The organism is Geodermatophilus sp. SYSU D00525 (assembly GCF_054050475.1).
Genome location: NZ_JBJGZK010000003.1, coordinates 14,784 through 30,030, shown reverse-complemented (window position 1 = coordinate 30,030; position 15,247 = coordinate 14,784). Strand labels below are relative to the sequence as shown.

14 protein-coding genes are annotated in these 15,247 nt (G+C 77.0%); 9 read left to right on the top strand and 5 right to left on the bottom strand.

The genetic code is table 11. From position 1 onward, the window contains the following. Window positions 1-45 precede the first annotated feature (45 nt). The 5 genes from ACI796_RS03590 to ACI796_RS03570 all read left to right on the top strand — a co-directional run bounded on the left by ACI796_RS03590 (window position 46) and on the right by ACI796_RS03570 (window position 3,376). Window positions 46-933, top strand: coding sequence for an ATP-grasp domain-containing protein (locus ACI796_RS03590; protein WP_456939894.1), 888 nt, complete (start codon window positions 46-48; stop codon window positions 931-933). Further along, entirely contained in the window at window positions 930-2,348 is a 1,419-nt protein-coding gene (locus ACI796_RS03585) for a circularly permuted type 2 ATP-grasp protein (RefSeq protein ID WP_456939893.1), read from the top strand. The genes ACI796_RS03590 and ACI796_RS03585 overlap by 4 nt, the downstream gene beginning before the upstream one ends. Window positions 2,349-2,385: 37 nt before the next feature. Beyond that, window positions 2,386-2,775 carry a hypothetical protein gene (locus tag ACI796_RS03580; RefSeq protein WP_456939892.1) on the top strand — a complete coding sequence of 130 codons (390 nt, stop codon included), beginning with the start codon at window positions 2,386-2,388 and terminating at the stop codon, window positions 2,773-2,775. Then, entirely contained in the window at window positions 2,772-2,969 is a 198-nt protein-coding gene (locus tag ACI796_RS03575; protein WP_456939891.1) for a DUF6186 family protein, read from the top strand. Before ACI796_RS03580 ends, ACI796_RS03575 begins: the two co-directional genes overlap by 4 nt. 152 nt (window positions 2,970-3,121) lie before the next feature. After that, window positions 3,122-3,376: a hypothetical protein gene (locus ACI796_RS03570; RefSeq protein ID WP_456939890.1), complete on the top strand. Its 255-nt coding sequence runs from the start codon at window positions 3,122-3,124 to the stop codon at window positions 3,374-3,376. 29 nt (window positions 3,377-3,405) lie between these two features. Here the strand turns inward: ACI796_RS03570 and ACI796_RS03565 are convergent, their stop codons facing one another. Further along, the gene (locus tag ACI796_RS03565) at window positions 3,406-4,449 is read right to left on the bottom strand and encodes a hypothetical protein (RefSeq protein ID WP_456939889.1); all 1,044 of its coding nucleotides are present in this window, start codon (window positions 4,447-4,449) and stop codon (window positions 3,406-3,408) included. A gap of 156 nt (window positions 4,450-4,605) precedes the next feature. Between ACI796_RS03565 and ACI796_RS03560 the strand changes: the two genes are divergently transcribed. Then, entirely contained in the window at window positions 4,606-5,442 is an 837-nt protein-coding gene (locus tag ACI796_RS03560) for an NAD(P)H-binding protein (RefSeq protein WP_456939888.1), read from the top strand. A 105-nt stretch (window positions 5,443-5,547) separates the two neighbouring features. Further along, a complete protein-coding gene (locus tag ACI796_RS03555) occupies window positions 5,548-6,375 on the top strand; it encodes a class I SAM-dependent methyltransferase (protein WP_456939887.1) in 828 nt (275 codons plus the stop codon). On the opposite strand, the gene ACI796_RS03550 is transcribed toward ACI796_RS03555, so the two are convergent. The 4 genes from ACI796_RS03550 to ACI796_RS03535 form a co-directional block, all read right to left on the bottom strand. Continuing rightward, entirely contained in the window at window positions 6,357-8,555 is a 2,199-nt protein-coding gene (locus ACI796_RS03550; RefSeq protein ID WP_456939886.1) for an FUSC family protein, read from the bottom strand. The genes ACI796_RS03555 and ACI796_RS03550 overlap by 19 nt on opposite strands. Then, the gene (locus tag ACI796_RS03545) at window positions 8,552-9,322 is read right to left on the bottom strand and encodes an alpha/beta fold hydrolase (protein ID WP_456939885.1); all 771 of its coding nucleotides are present in this window, start codon (window positions 9,320-9,322) and stop codon (window positions 8,552-8,554) included. The genes ACI796_RS03550 and ACI796_RS03545 overlap by 4 nt, the downstream gene beginning before the upstream one ends. A 12-nt stretch (window positions 9,323-9,334) precedes the next feature. Continuing rightward, window positions 9,335-11,251: an acyl-CoA dehydrogenase family protein gene (locus ACI796_RS03540; protein WP_456939884.1), complete on the bottom strand. Its 1,917-nt coding sequence runs from the start codon at window positions 11,249-11,251 to the stop codon at window positions 9,335-9,337. A gap of 67 nt (window positions 11,252-11,318) precedes the next feature. Continuing rightward, window positions 11,319-13,481, bottom strand: coding sequence for a DEAD/DEAH box helicase (locus ACI796_RS03535; RefSeq protein ID WP_456939883.1), 2,163 nt, complete (start codon window positions 13,479-13,481; stop codon window positions 11,319-11,321). Window positions 13,482-13,806: 325 nt separating this feature from the next. Here ACI796_RS03535 and ACI796_RS03530 point away from each other — a divergent pair, with 325 nt between their 5' ends. Both ACI796_RS03530 and ACI796_RS03525 read left to right on the top strand, forming a co-directional pair. Further along, a complete protein-coding gene (locus ACI796_RS03530; RefSeq protein ID WP_456939882.1) occupies window positions 13,807-14,217 on the top strand; it encodes a metal-sulfur cluster assembly factor in 411 nt (136 codons plus the stop codon). Further along, window positions 14,214-15,224 carry an amidohydrolase family protein gene (locus ACI796_RS03525; protein ID WP_456939881.1) on the top strand — a complete coding sequence of 337 codons (1,011 nt, stop codon included), beginning with the start codon at window positions 14,214-14,216 and terminating at the stop codon, window positions 15,222-15,224. The genes ACI796_RS03530 and ACI796_RS03525 overlap by 4 nt, the downstream gene beginning before the upstream one ends. Window positions 15,225-15,247 lie beyond the last annotated feature (23 nt).

Below are 15,247 nucleotides of genomic sequence, written 5' to 3'. Positions count from 1 at the left end.
GGCCCGTGGGGTTCGACGGGCCCGGCTCGCGGGCATCAGGGCGGCGTGCGCGTGCTGCTGGTGATCACCGACGAGGACTGGTACGAGGACGCCGGCTACGCGGCCGCGTGGGTGCGGGCGCTGGAGGCGGAGGGTGCGGAGGTCGAGCGGCTGGCCCGGGTGCCGGACGACTGGCCGGTCACCGGCCCGCCACCCGGTCGCCACGACCTGGCGATCGCGCACGTGCTGGTCGAGGAGGTCGTGGCCTACGCGCCGACCTTCGCCCTGGCCACGCTGCTCGAGGCGGCCGGCGTGCCGCTGCTCAACCCCGTCACCTCGCTCGTCGCCTCCGCCGACAAGCTGGTGACCCACGCCGTGTGGGCGGGCGCCGGCGTGCCGCAGCCGGCCGCGTGGGACCTCGCCCGGGTGCGGGAGTGGCCGATGCCCGGGCGGCGGATGGTCCTCAAGCCCTCGCTCGGCGACGGCGCCCGCTACGTCGAGCTGGTCGACGACCTCGACGCCGCGCGCGCGGTGGAGGCCGGCTGGCGGGAGCACGAGGCGGCCGGCGGGCACCGGCGCGGCACGTCGCTGCTGCAGGAGTGGATCGCCGAGCCGGCGTGCGCGCGGGTCTTCGCCACGCCCACCACCACCTCCCTGGTCTACGAGAAGTCCCGGGAGGAGGGCGCGCTGGTCACCCACGGGACGGTGTACCCGCGGGTGTACGAGGCGCCGCCGGAGATGGCGCAGCTGGCCCAGCGGATGGTCGCCGTGCTCGGCGGCGGGCTGATGGGCGTGGACGTGCTGGTCGAGCCGGACGGCCGGCTGCTCGCGCTGGAGGCCAACGCGCCCTTCGGCTTCGACGTCACCGACCCGGAGCAGGGCCGGTGGGTGGCCCGCGCCGCCCTCGCTGTCGCCGAGCGCGCGGCCGCCCACCGCCCGGCGGCGGCCGCGTGAGCCCGGAGGCGGGCCTCGACGAGGCGCTGCTGCCCGACGGCGGCGACCGCCCGCACGCGGCCGCGGCCCTGGCCGCCGTCCGCGCGTACGACCCGGGCGCGCTGGCCGCGGAGGTCGCCCGCGACGCCGCCGCCCTGGGCCTGGTGCACGGGCCCGCCGAGGAGGCGCACCCGTTCACCGTCGACCCGGTCCCGCGGGTGCTCGAGCGCGCGGAGTGGGAGGCCGTGGCGGCCGGCCTGACCCAGCGGCTGCGGGCGCTGGAGGCCTTCGTCGCCGACGCCCACGGTCCGCGGGAGGCGGTCCGCGCCGGCGTCGTCCCGGCCGCGGTGCTCGACACCAACCGCCACCTGGCCCCGGGCCTGCCGCCGCCGCGGCGCTGGATCGGCATGGCCGGGCCCGACCTGGTCCGCGGCGCCGACGGGCGGCTCGTCGTCCTGGAGGACAACGTGCGGACGCCGACGCTGCTCGCCTACGCCCTCGCCGCGCGGGACCTGGTGGCCCCGCGGCTGATGGAGGACCTCGCTGCCCCCCACGCCTCGCAGGCTCGCCGCGGGCCCCTGCAGCAAGGCCGTTCCAGCACGTCACCAGCGCCGGTGTGTGAGGCCGCCGCCGCGGCGGTGCGGCGGATGCTCGCTGCCGCCACCGACCTCCCCGACCCGGTCGTGGCCGTGCTCGGCGACGGGTCGCGCAGCGCGGTGACCTGGGAGATCGACCGGCTCGGCGAGATGGTCGGGGCGCCGGTGGTGCTGCCGTCGCAGTTGACCCTCCGCGGGGACGACCTGCTGCTGCCGGACGGGCGCCGGGTGGACCTGCTCTGGCGGCGCACGAGCGAGGAGCGGCCGGCCGGCGACGACGGCCGGCCGAACGAGCTCGGCGAGCTGCTGCTGCGCCCGCTCCGCGCCGGCAGGGTGACCGTGGTCAACGCGTTCGGCACCGGGGTCGCCGACGACAAGCGCACCTTCCCCTACGTCGAGGACCTGGTCCGCTTCTTCCTGGGCGAGGAGCCGCTCCTGCGCTCGCAGCCCGCCTACGACCTCGGCGACCCGGCCCGGTGCCGGGAGGTCCTGGACCGGCTGCCCGAGCTGGTGCTCAAGCCGCGCTCGGGCTCGGGCGGCCACGGGGTGCTGATCGGCCCGCGCGCGGACGCCGACCGGCTCGCGCGCGCCCGCGCCGCCGTCCTGGCCGATCCCGGGGAGTGGATCGCCCAGGAGCCGGTGGCGCTGTCGACCCACCCCACCGTCGTCGACGGCGCGCTCGTGCCACGGCACGTCGACTACCGGCCCTACGCCTTCTGCGCCGGGGACGGGACGACCGTGCTCCCGGGCGGCCTCACCCGGGTGTCCCTGACCGAGGGCGAGCTGGTGGTCAACGCCTCGCAGGGCGGCGGCGCCAAGGACACCTGGGTGGTCGGCTGACCGGTCCCCCGGCGGCGGGATGGGCGAGCATGCACCGGTGGGACCTCCCCGCCGCACCCTCCGGCTCGCGGCCGCGGTCGTGGCCGCCGGGTGCACCGCCGCCGTCGCCGTGTCCGGGGAGCTGTCCCCCGGCGCGCTGCTGGCCGTCGGCGGCACCGGCCTGCTGGCGACGGCTGCCGGGCTGACCGCGCACGCCGGTGCGGCCGCCCCGCGGGCCGGCCGCCGGGCGCTGCCCTGGCTCGCCTGGCTGGCCGCGGCCCTGGCGTGGGAGGCGGTCGCCCTCCTCGACGGCGACCTGCCGACCCTGAGCGACCTCACCGACCCGCTCCTCGCGCACCCGGCCGCACGCGCGGCGGCGACCCTGGGCTGGCTGGCGGCCGGCGCCTGGCTGCTGACCCGGCCCGCAGCCCCTCCGGAGCGGTCGTGACCGGCACCGCGGTGTCCGTCACGGCGGTGGTGCTGCTCCTGGTCGCCGGCCTGTCCCTGGAGGTCTCGGCCCGCCGCAGGGGGCACCCGGCTCCCCTGGCGCAGGCGCTCGGTGCGGCGATGCGCACCACCCCCGGCCGGCTGACGGTGCTCCTCGTGTGGGCCTGGCTCGGCGTGCACTTCCTCGCCCGCTGACCACGGCGGATCCCGCCTCCGGGCCCGCTTCCTGTCACACCCCGGGACGACACTGTGCCTGTCCGGATCGCACCGTGCCTGTCCGGATCGCACCGCAGGTGTCACCACCGCACACCTCGGCCACCGCACCGCCGGGAGGAGGCGAGGGCCGGATGAGGACCTACGACCCCGCCGACGGAGTCCTCTACGTCCACCTGGCGCAGGACCCCGGCACCCGTCCGGCGCCACGGCCCTCCTCCGAGGAGTGCCACCGGCTCCCCGCCGGCTACCCGAACGCCTCCCTCCGGGCCCGGCTCGGGGGATCCCGGGCGACCGCGTCCCGTCCCGCGCTGGTCCTCCTCCCCGGAGGATCGGCACCGGCCGACGGTCCCGCCCCCGCCGCGGCGTCGCTGCGCCTGGCCCGGTAGGAGGCAGCCGCCGGTGCGCTCGACGGCGCTCACTCCCCGCCGGGTGGGACCGGTCGGAGGCGCGGGTGCGGCCGGTTCCCCGGGCCGACGAGCTCCGGCTCGACGAGGACCTCGAGGTCCGACCCGTCGGCGTCGACCTGCGCGACGGCCCGGTCGAGGTCGCCGTCCCCGGTCACGTACGTGAAGAGGATGCGGCCGTCGGACGTCCAGGTCGGCTGGGTCGCCCGCGCCTCGCCGGGACCGAAGTCCGTGACCGGGCGCCGCTCGGTGCCGTCCGGCCGGATCGTGAACAGGTTCGTCGGCTCGTCGGTGTCCTGCTCACCGCCGATGTCGTGGTCGCCGAACACGATGAGGTCCTCGACGGGGTGCCAGTCGACCCTCCCGAACGGGCCGACCTCGGTGATGTCCGCCGGCGGGCTCCAGCCGCCCTCGCCGGACCGGCTCACCGCGACGGTCGCACCGTCCCAGACCTCGCCGGTGAAGTGGTCGACGTTCATGACCAGCGCGTCGCCGCCGGGCGACCAGCGGGGGAAGCTGTGCAGCCGGCCGTCGGCGAGAGCGAGTTCGCCGGCCACGGTGAGGTCGCCGGTGGCGACGTCGACGACGGCGAGGACGGACCGGGCGGGTGCTCCGGTGTTCGGGTCGCCGTCGTAGCCGACCATCGCGATGCGCGCACCGTCGCGGGACCACGCCGGGTTCTCCCAGTAGAGGTCCTCGAGGCCGGCCGGGTGGGACTCGAGCAGCGGCCGGGGCTCCTCTCCCGCGGGGTCCGTCAGCCACACCTGGCCGGGGCCGTTCCCGGCGTCGACGTAGGCGATCTCGGATCCGTCGGGCGACCAGTCGGGGTGCAGCGTCTCCCCCTCGAGGACGGTGTGCACGCCGGATCCACCGGGGCGCGCCAGCGTGAGACCGCGCTCGACGCCCTGGAACACGATCCACGGCTCGTCCGGGCCGACGCTCGGCGGCGCGGCGGTCGGCGACGGGCCTCCCTCGGTCCCGCCGTCCGACCCGCACGCGGCCGAGGCGACCAGCACGACCGACGCGAGAGCGGACCAGGTGCGCCGTACGGGCACGCAGCGATGTTCCCAGCGGCGCCCCCACCGGGACAGGCCTGCGCTCCCGGTGGTCCGGACACCCGTCCTCGACAGGCGGTCCGTGCTTGCATGGGCACCCGCAGCCCCGACACGACAGGAGCCCCGCGTGGACCACCCGAGGACCGAGGAGCCGTCGTGACCCGCGTGCTCGTCACCGGGGTCCGCGGCAAGACCGGCGCCCCGCTGGCCGAGCTCCTCGTCGCCCGGGACGTCGAGGTGCTCGGTGGCAGCAGGGATCCGTCGAGGGTCGCCCTCGACGGCGTGCGGCCGACCGCCTTCTCGTGGGACGACCCGTCCGGCTGGCCCGTGGCCACCGCCGGCGTCGACGCGGTCTACGTCGTCCGCCCCGACCGCGCCGACGCCCCCGGCCTGTTGGGTGCGCTGATGACGGTGGTCCCGGCCGGCGCGCACGTCGTGCTGCTGTCGGAGCAGGCCGCCGACCAGGTCGGCCCCGACGGGTGGTCGCCGCGCGGAGAGCGCGCGGTGCGCGACAGCGGGCACGGCTGGACGGTGCTGCGGCCGAGCTGGTTCGTGCAGGTCCTCACCGACCGGCGCTTCTACCACGACGCGGTCGCCGCGGGCGATCTCCCCTTTCCCAGCGGCGGCGCGCCGGTCGCCTGGATCGACGCCCGCGACATCGCCGCGGTGGCCGCCCACGCCCTGCTCGAGCCGGGGCACGACGGCGCGGTGTACGAGATCACCGGCCCGGAGGCGGTCCCGCTGCCGCGCACCGCCGAGCTGCTCACCCGCGCCGCAGGACACCCCGTGACCCACCGCGACGTCCCGGTCGAGGAGGCCCTCGCCGGCCTCGAGGGGTTCGAGCGGGAACTCACCGCGCTGACCTTCGACCGCGTGCGGGCCGGTGTCTTCGCCGCCGTCACCGACACCGTCGAGCGGGTGACCGGGCGGCCGGCACGGTCGCTGCAGGACTTCCTCGCCGACGCCGCACCGCTCCTGCGACGCACCGCCTGACCCGGCCGGACGGCGGCGCGACGGGACGGAGGGCCCTGGAGCGGCGCGCCCCGGAGGGCTTGGTTGGTCCCACGGGGGTGCCCGACGTCCCGGGGAGCCGATCCGATGGTCACCACCCTGCCGACCCTCAGCCCGCTGGAGGAGAGCCTCTTCGTGACGCTCCGCTCCCGGGCCCTGGACGCCCGCTCGCCGCGGCCCGTCCTGGGGGACGCGCTGGCCGGCGAGATCGTCCGGGAGCTCGACGCCGATGCCACCCGCGCGCACGTGGACGCCAACCTGGTCACGAGCTGCGCGCTGCGCGCCAAGCGCCTCGACGAGATCGCCGCCGACTTCGTGCACCGCCACCCGGACGCCGTCGGGCTCGACCTGGGCGCCGGGCTGGACACCCGGTGGGCGCGGATCGCCCCGCCGCCCACCGTGGACTGGTACGACGTCGACCTCCCCGCGGTGGTCGCCGCCCGCGACGCCGTCGTGCCCGCACGCGCGAGGACCCGCACCGTCGCCGCGGACGTGCGGGACGGGCACTGGCTGGACGCCGTCCCGGCCGGCCGGCCGGCGGTGGTCGTCGCCGACGGCCTCATCGGGTTCCTCGGCCGCGACGAGGTGACCGCCCTGCTCGGCCGGCTGGTCGGTCACTTCCCCTCCGGCGAGGTCGCCTTCAACAGCTACTCGCGCTTCGCCCTCCGGGCGACCCGGCTCGTGCCCGGCACGAAGGCGGTCTCCGGGCTCCTCCGCTTCCCCGGCGTCGACGACCCGCACGAGCTGGAGCGCTGGGACCCCCGGTTGCGCCTGGTCCGGGAGATCCTGCTCAGCCGGGAGCCCGAGGTCGCCCTGTTCCCGCCGCTGCTGCGCCTCTACCACCGGCTCGCGTCGCACAGCACGGCCTGGTCCCGCCGGGGGACGGTCGTCCTGCACTACCGCTTCGAGCGCTGACCCCCCGCCACCGCGGCCGCGGCGGCGGGCGCGAGCGCGCGGCCGACACCGGCCAGGTCGTCCGCCGTCGTCAGCAGCCAGCCCCAGGCGTCGAGCAGGCGCAGGGCGGCGTCCGGGGACGCGGCGAGCTCCTCGCGGGGAACCGGGTCCACCCGTACGGCCGGACGGGCCGTGGGCACCCGGCCGGCCTCGAGCGCGGCCGCGGCCTCGCGGTAGCCGACGGCGACGTCCGCGGCCGCGGTCCGCAGCTGGGCGGCCGGCCGGGGCAAGGGCGGCGGCGCCGCGTCGGGGTGGCGGGACCGCAGGGTGCGGGCGTAGTGGTCGAGGCGGTGCACCACGCCGAGCACGGCCAGCCAGTCCACGCGGGCCCCCGGCCGGGCCGGTTCGGACCGGTACTGCGCGTAGGTGTGGTCGAGCAGCCCGGACAGCCGGCCGAGCGCGGTCGGGGGCGCCGGCCCCGCCCCGGTCAGCTGGCCGACGACGGCCACCACTTCCGCCGCGCCCGCCCGCAGGCACTCCCCGGCGGCCCGGACCAGCTCCCCGCGCCCTCCGCGCGGCCACACCGCGACACCGACCAGGGTGCCGACGAGGCCGCCGACGAGGACGTCCTCGAAGCGGACCTCGGCGATGCGCCAGTCCACCGGTCCGACCTGGGCGAACAGCAGGGCGACGACGACGGTGAACCCGGCCTGTCCCGCCGCCACCCCGAACAGGGGGCCGGCCGCGAGGCACACCACCATCAGCACCGGCAGGGCCCAGGCGTAGACCGCCGTGTCCCCGCCGACGAGGAACAGCGCCGCCCCGCTGACCGCGGCGCCGACGGCGGTGCCGGCCACGGCCCGGGCCAGCACCGAGCGGTCGGCGACCGCGCTGGTCCGCATGAGGCTCAGCGTCGCGAGCAGCACCCAGAAACCGTGCGCGAGGTCGAACACCCCGGCGACGGTGCGCGCCGCGGCGAGGCCGAGGGCCAGCCGCACCGCGTTCTGCAGGTAGACCGACCGCGGTGTCAGGTGTGCGCGCAGCCGCTGCCACCACAGCCGGCCGGGAGCGGCGGTGAGGAACCACAGGTCCGCGGGGACGTCCGCCGGGTCGGCGACGGGGGCGCCGACGGCGCCGCGGACGGTCAGCACCAGGCTCCGCGCGGCCTCCGCGACGGCGACGGCGCCCACACCGGCCCGCAGCGCCGCGGGGTCGGCCGCCGGCAGCTGCTGACCACGCCGCTCGCGGAGGCCGGCGAGCGCGGCCTCCAGCCGGCCGGTCGACGGCGGCGGCCCGGCACCGCGCAGCGCCTCCCCCGCCCCGGCCACCGCGTCCCCCACGGCCGCCACCAGGTGCGCGGTCGCGGGGTGCGTCCCACGCCCGCCGGGGGGCCACGCGTCGGCGAGCGCGCCCAGGCGGCCGGCGACCACCCGGAGCGCCGCCGCGGCCCGCACGAGGCACCGGTCGCGGACGCCGGGCCCGAGCGGCCGCTCGGCGACCGGCAGCGCGCTCAGCCGCAGACCGGCCGCGGCGTCCGCGGCGGCGGCCCGCGGCGCGGGCGACCCCGCCCCGCCGCCGTCCTGCAGCTCGCGGACCAGCACCCGGGCGTACGCCGCCACCCGCCCGGCGGCGTCGGCCAGGCGGACGGCGGGGTCTCCCGGCGCCGGGGCCGGCCACAGCACCCGGTCGGCGACGGCGAGGAGCGCGATGCCCAGCCCGATCCCGAGCAGCCGCTGGCCGAGGGTGCCGGGCGCGTACGGCGGGAAGCACGGCAGCACGTAGAACAGCTGCAGCCCGCTGACGACGCCGGCCACCCGTGGCCCGCCGACGCCCGCGTAGGCCACCGCGAACCCCACGGCCAGCATGCCGAGGACCGCCGTCCACGTGGTGACCGCCAGCAGGGTGCCGAGGGTGACCAGCAGCGCGCCGGCCGCGAGGCTGCCGGCGTACACCCGGGTCCGCTCCGCCGGCCGCCCCGTCACCTCGGACAGGCTGCCCAGCGCGACCGCCGCGAACACCGCGTAGACGGCGGCGGTCGGGTCGTCGAGCAGGTACCGGCAGGTGTAGAACGCGGCGCAGGAGGCCACGGTCACCCGGCCGGCCCGCCGGACGGCGGCCAGGGAGGGGTCGCGCCGCCGCAGCCGGGCCAGGGCCCGGGCGGCCGCTCCTCCCGCCGGCCGGGAGCCGGTCGCGGCGGTCACGTCCTGCCGCGATCCCGCCGCCCGACGCGCGCCAGCCACTCGGCCAGGAGGGCGCGGAGGACCTCCGGCCGCTCGTGGGGCAGCGCGTGCCCGGCGTCGTCGACGACGGCGAGCGTGGCGTGCGGGTGCGCGCCCAGCAGGTCGACCGCGGCGGCGTAGCCGACCGTCGAGTCCAGCCGCCCGGCCACGACCAGCGTCGGGCCCGGGTAGGGCGGCGCACCGTCCGGGGTCAGCTCCCAGCGGGCGCCGATCCGCGCCATCGCCGCCTCGTCGACGAGGGCGGCGGCCGGGGCGACGGTGCGCTCGTACCGCTCGAGCATCTCCGGCGTCTGGACCACGAAGTAGCTCCGGAACACGTCGTCGCCGATCCCGCCGGGCCCGGCGACGACGCGGTGCCCCGGGACGTCGCGCACGCCCGGCAGCAGCGGGCAGACCAGCGCGAGGCCCGCGACCTGCGCCGGGCGCCGCGCCGCCATCGCCTGCGCCAGGTAGCCGCCCGCGGAGTGGCCGACGAGCAGGTACCGGTCCCCGCCGGCCACCTCGTCGGCGAGGGCGAGCAGCGCCTCGAGGACGTCGTCGGCGCTGCGCAGGGTCGCCGGAGCGGGCGTGCGGCCCGTCCCGGGGAGGTCGGGGTAGACGCGCCGGAGCCCGGGCACGCCGGCGAGCAGGGGCTCGAAGCACGCCTCGGTCTCGCGGTGGTCGACGTCCGCGCCGTGCAGCACCAGCACGGGCCGCCCGCTCCCGTGCTCCACCCGGTGGACCGCCACCCGGGCCGCCTCCTACGGCGCGGCCGTCGCCTCCACCCTGACCGGCGCCCCGTCCGGCCGGGCGTGCGCGGGCATCATCGGGCCGTCGCCGGCGGGGTCGAGCACGTCCTCCTCGAACCACGCGTAGCGGCCGGCGAGCACCCGCTGCGCGGCCGCGTACTGGCGGTCGTCGTCGTTGGCCCACAGCTCGCGGAACAGCCGGCCCGCCCGGCGGCGGGCCTGGCCGCAGAACAGGTCGGCCAGCTCGACCGCCTCCTGCCGGCGGTCGGGCCGCTCGCGGGCGAGGGTGTCGGCGTGCACGCAGGCGCACGCGACGGCGTAGAGCTCGGCGCCGATGTCGACGATCCGCCCGAGCAGCCGGCCCTTGCGCTCCAGGCGCCCCTGGTAGCGGCCCATCGCGTAGAAGGTCGAGCGGGCGAGCTTGCGCGCGGAGCGCTCGGCCCAGCGCAGGTGCCTCGCCAGCTCGCCGAACTCGGCGAACGCGCCGGGGCGCCGGCCGGGGCCCGTGGTCAGCGTCGGGAACCACCGGGCGTAGAAGGCGCCGGCCTTCCCGGCGGCCCGCGCCTTGTCGGCCAGGCCGGAGTCGCCGAGCAGGCCGCCCGCGACCTGCAGGTGCTGGTCGACGGCCTCGCGGGCGATGAGCAGGTGCATGATCTCGGTGGAGCCCTCGAAGATCCGGTTGATGCGCATGTCGCGCAGCATCTGCTCGGCCGGCACCGGCTTCTCGCCGCGCCGGGCGAGGGACTCGGCGGTCTCGTAGGCGCGGCCGCCGCGGATCTGCACCATCTCGTCGACGGCGGTCCACCCGAGCTCGGAGCCGTAGAGCTTGGCGAGCGCAGCCTCGATGCGGATGTCGTTGCGCTTGTCGTCGGCCAGGCGGCTGGACACCTCGAGCACCGCCTCGAGCCCGAAGGCCGTGCCCGCGAGCCAGGCGAGCTTCTGCGCGATCGCGTCGTGCTCGCCGATCGGCCGGCCCCACTGCCGGCGCTCGGCCGACCACTCGCGCGCGATCTTCAGGGCGTACCGGGCCTCCGCCAGGCAGAACGCCGGCAGCGACAGGCGGCCGGTGTTCAGCGTGGTCAGCGCGATCCGCAGACCCCGCCCCTCGCCCCCGATGACGTCGTCGGCGGGGACGAGGACGTCGTCGAAGCGGGTCACCGAGTTCTCGATGCCCCGCAGCCCCATGAACGCGTTGCGGTGCTCGACCGTGACGCCGGGCCGGTCGGTGGGGCAGATGAACGCGGTGATGCCGCCCCGGTGGCCCTCCGACGCCGGGACGACGGCCATGACCACGACGACGTCGGCGATGGCGCCGTTGGTCGCCCACAGCTTGGTGCCGGTGATCCGGTAGCCGGTGCCGTCCTCGGTCGGGACCGCGGTGGTGCTCATCCGGGCCGGGTCGGAACCGACGTCGGGCTCGGTGAGCAGGAACGCCGAGACGGCGTCGCGGGCCAGCCGGGGCAGCCACGCGCGCTTCTGCTCCTCCGAGCCGAACAGCCGCAGCGGCTCGGGCAGGCCGATCGACTGGTGCGCCGACAGCAGCGTGGACAGCGACGAGTGCCAGGTGCCGGCCAGCGCCAGCGCCCGGTTGTAGTGGACCTGGCTCAGCCCCAGTCCCCCGTACTCCTCGGGGATCTTCATGCCGAGGGCGCCGAGCTCCCCGAGGCCGCGGATCACGTCGGCGGGGATCCGGGCCTCCCGCTCGATCCGCTGCGGGTCGACGCGCTCGGTGAGGAAGGCGCGGAGGCGGTCGAGGAACGCCTCCCCCTTCGCCACCGCGGCCGGGTCGAGCTCGGGCTGCGGGTGGACCAGGTCCAGGCGCAGGTTGCCGAGGAACAGCTCCCGGCCGAACGACGGCCGGGTCCACGCGGCCTCGCGGCCGGCCTCGGCGACCTGCTTCGACTGCTCGTACGTGGGGTTCGACGCCATGGGGCAGCATCGCGCCCCTCCCCGCGCCCGGACAACGGTCCCCGGCACGGGGACCGGCGCGATGCGGTCAGGCGCCGAGGGCCTCCTCCTGCCCGGACGACGTCCGCAGCGCGTCGGTGAGCAGCGCGACCAGCGCCTCGAGCTGCACGTCGGCCGACGAGGACACCTCCTCGTCCGAGCCGTCGAGCGCCCGGGCGGCGAGCCCCGCCTTGGTGTCGATCAGCTCGGCGATCCGCGCGTCGAGGGTCTGGGCGGCGATGATCCGCCACGCGGTGACGGGCTCGGTCTGGCCGATGCGGTGGCTGCGGTCGATCGCCTGGGTCTGCTCGGCGTCGGTCCACGACAGCTCGGCGAGCACGACGTTGGACGCCACCTGCAGGTTCAGCCCCACGCCCGCCGCGGTCAGCGAGCACACCGCGACGTGGACGTCGGGGTCGGTGACGAACGCGTCGACCTCCCGCTGCCGCGCCGTCGGCGTCTGGTCGCCCCGGATGGAGGAGAACCGCACGCCCTGCCGGGCGAAGGTCTCCTCGGCGGCGTCCATGACGTCGACGTGCTTGGCGAAGAAGACGACCTTGCCGGCGCTGCGCGCCAGCTGGGCGGCGTAGTCGGCGGCCAGCCCGGCCTTCGCCCGGCCGATCCGCCGCATCATGCCGAACACGTTCTCGCCGGTCGTCGTGGTGGCGTCCTTGAGCTCGGACCGGGCCACCCGGCGGACGAGGTCGGCGTCGATCCCCTCGATGCCCCGGCCCTCGACGACGCCGGAGGTCCGCGCCGCCAGCGCCGTCTCGTACTGCCGCACCATCCGGCGGACCAGCTCCTGCTCGGCCGCCCGGATCGACCGGCCGGCCGCGCCGTCCAACTCGACCGGGAGGTCGGCGATGCGGCGGGCGGGGATGTCGGCGGCGACGTCGACCTTGCGGCGGCGCACGATGCCCAGGTCGATCACGCGCTGCCGGGCGGCGGCGGAGAAGCCGCGGTCCGCGGGCGTCAGGCCGGTGTCCTCGAGCGCGTCCATCAACTCGCCGAGCGGCTTGGTGTCGTCGATCCAGCCGAGGAACTGCCAGATGGCCCGGAAGTCCTCGATGTCGTTGATCAGCGGGGTGCCGGTGAGCGCCATGAGCAGCGGCCGCACGGTGCGCGACCGGATCCGCTCGGACAGCGCGAGGACGTGCTGCGAGCGCTGCGAGGTCTTGTTCTTGATGAAGTGCGCCTCGTCGACGACCATCCCGCGGAAGCCGAAGTCGCCGAGCCAGCCCACGTGCCGGTCGAGCACGTCGTAGTTGACGACGACGACGTCGGCGAAGCCGTCGACCGTCTCGCCGTCGCCCTGCACCACGGTGGCCGGGCGGTGCGGCGTCCAGCGGCCGGCCTCGCGCGCCCAGTTGGTCTTGACGACGTTCGGCACGACGACGAGCAGCGGGTAGGCGTCGGCCGCCTCCGCCGCGAGCAGCGCCTGCGCGGTCTTGCCCAGGCCCGGCTCGTCGGCGAGCAGGAACGTCCGGTGCCCGGCCGCGGCCGCGGCGACCAGCTGCCCCTGGTGCGGCATCAGCTCGAGCCCGGCCGGGGTGAAGCGGGAGGTCGGGAACGGCAGGTCCATGCACGCCGGGGCCCCGCCGCCGGCGCGCTCGAAGGAGGTCAGCAGCGGGCCGAGCAGCTCCCAACCGGCCAGGCGGCGCGGGCGCGGCGCCCGCGGCGCGGCGGCGGAGAAGTCCGGCGCCAGGAACGGGTTGGCCAGCTGCCGGGAGACCACCGACTGCGGCACGGCGCGGCGCTGGGGAGCGGCGGGCTCGGCCGGCTCCTCGGCCGGGGCGGCCTCCTCGGCGACCGGCTCGACGCCGGCGGCCCTCTGCATCTCGCGCACCAGCGACCGGGCCGCGTCGGAGACGACGGCGTCCTCGCCGAGCAGCGCCAGCAGCCCGGCGTCGCGGACGGCGGTCGTCGCGAGGATGGTCGCGACGCCGTCCAGGCGCTTGAGCTCTTCGGTCCGGCGGCCGTCGCTGAGGCCCGTGTCCGCGCGGACGCGGGCGCGCTCGTCGCGCAGCAGCAGCGCGACGGCCTGGAACCGCGTGCGCACGGCGGGCGTCACGCGCCCACGCCGGGCGGCCGCCTCGACGTCCCGGACGGTGCGGGCGAGCACCGCGACGACGTCGTCGTCACGGCGGCCCCGCCGCTGGTCGCGCGGGGCGCTGCGGCGAGCGCCTGACCGGCGCTGGCCTGGTCGAGCCAAGGATCCTCCTCTGCAGTGCCGGGCAGGGTCGCCGCGGCAGCATCGCGCACGGTCCCGCGGCCGGAGCGGGGACGCTCCGGACGGGACCGGTGCCCCTGGGCCGGCGGGACGCCTCCGGGCTCCCGGAGGCCACGGGCGGCGGGTCCGGGAGCCCCGCCGGCGGGACGCCGCCGTGGGGCGACCCGCTCCGGTCCCGGGGGCGGGGCCTCCATGGTGTCAACACCTGGGCCGCCGCGCTGTTCCCACCCCCCTCCCCCGCCGCCCGACGGCGCCGGTCGCGACCGAACCCCTGGCCGAGATGTGGCGCAGGTCACACCATGGCGGGATGACGCAGCCGTCCCCCGCGGTGCCCGGGTGGGCGACCCGCGCGCTGTCCACGGTGTTCGACCCCTGCTGCCGGGAGAAGGGCATCTCCGTCGTCGACATGGGCCTGCTCCGGTCGGTCGACGTCCGCGACGGCCACGCCCGGGTCGAGCTGCTGCTCACCTCGGGCTGGTGCCCGTTCGCCACGCGGGTGGTCACCGACGTCGAGACGGTGATCCTGCGCCAGCCCGGCGTCGAGACCTGCGAGGTGGAGGTCGTCTGGGACGAGGCCTGGACGACCGACCGGCTCTCCCCCGCGGCCGCCCGCCGGCTGCGGTCCCTCCCCGACCCCGTCGCCGTCCCCGACCGCGACGCCTTCCTCTCCGCCCACCGCCCCCGGCCGCTCGGCCCCAGCACAGGAGGACGACCATGATCGGCGACGCGTTCGTGTTCGACGGGGTCGCGCACCCGTTCAACTTCACGGCCAAGAACGCGTTCGGGTCACCGGGGCAGATGTTCGCCAACCACCTGTACGCCTTCCACACGACGCTGACCCCGGACGGCGAGCCGACGCTGTCGGCCGAGGAGTTCCTCCGGGAGTGGACGCCGGCCGACATCCGGCAGATGGTCTACGAGCAGTCCGACACCGACATGCTGGCCGCGATGCCGCTGCCACTCACCGACCTGTTCCGCGACGGCCTCTCCCCGTGGGAGACGTGCGCGGAGCTCGCCCAGCGGGACCCCGACCGGACGGTGTTCTGGGGCTCGGTCAACCCGCTCGAGGGGCGCCGGGCGCTGGACCTGATGGAGCGCCAGGTCGGCGAGTTCGGCGCCCGGGCGTTCAAGTTCTACAACGTCCGCTACGACTACGGCTCCCCGTTCCCGTGGCGGATGGACGACCCGCGGGTCGCCTTCCCGGTGTTCGAGAAGGCCCAGGAGCTCGGGGTGGACCTGATCGGCGTGCACAAGGGCGTGCCGCTCGGCCCGCAGCCGGTCGAGGCGACCCAGACCTGGGACATGGACGGCGCCGCGGCCGCCTTCCCGGACATCAACTTCGTGATCTTCCACGTCGGGCTGCCGTTCATCGACGAGACCTGCTGGCAGCTCATCCGCTGGCCCAACCTGTACGCCTCGCTGGCGGCGACGATCAACCTGATCGTGCGGGCCCCGCGCGGGTTCGCCGAGATCCTCGGCAAGCTGCTGTTCTGGTGCGGCGAGGACAAGATCGTCTACGGCTCGGAGGCGCCGATCTGGCAGCCGCAGTGGGCGCTGCGGGCCTTCATGGACTTCTCGATCCCGCAGGACCTGTGCGAGGGCTACGGCTATCCGCAGCTCACCGACGTCGCCAAGCGGAAGATCCTCGGCGAGAACCTGCTCCGCCTGCACGGGTTCGACGTCGAGGAGACCAAGGCGCGGCTGGGCCGTCCGCAGGCGCACTGAGCCGCAGGCCCGCCCGGGGAACA

Bases quoted from the DNA above. Each gene is read 5' to 3' on its own strand.
- ACI796_RS03570 (WP_456939890.1), top strand. From the start codon at position 3,122: ATGAGGACCTACGACCCCGCCGACGGAGTCCTCTACGTCCACCTGGCG.
- ACI796_RS03555 (WP_456939887.1), top strand. From the start codon at position 5,548: ATGGTCACCACCCTGCCGACCCTCAGCCCGCTGGAGGAGAGCCTCTTC.
- ACI796_RS03540 (WP_456939884.1), bottom strand. From the start codon at position 11,251: ATGGCGTCGAACCCCACGTACGAGCAGTCGAAGCAGGTCGCCGAGGCC.
- ACI796_RS03530 (WP_456939882.1), top strand. From the start codon at position 13,807: ATGACGCAGCCGTCCCCCGCGGTGCCCGGGTGGGCGACCCGCGCGCTG.
- ACI796_RS03525 (WP_456939881.1), top strand. From the start codon at position 14,214: ATGATCGGCGACGCGTTCGTGTTCGACGGGGTCGCGCACCCGTTCAAC.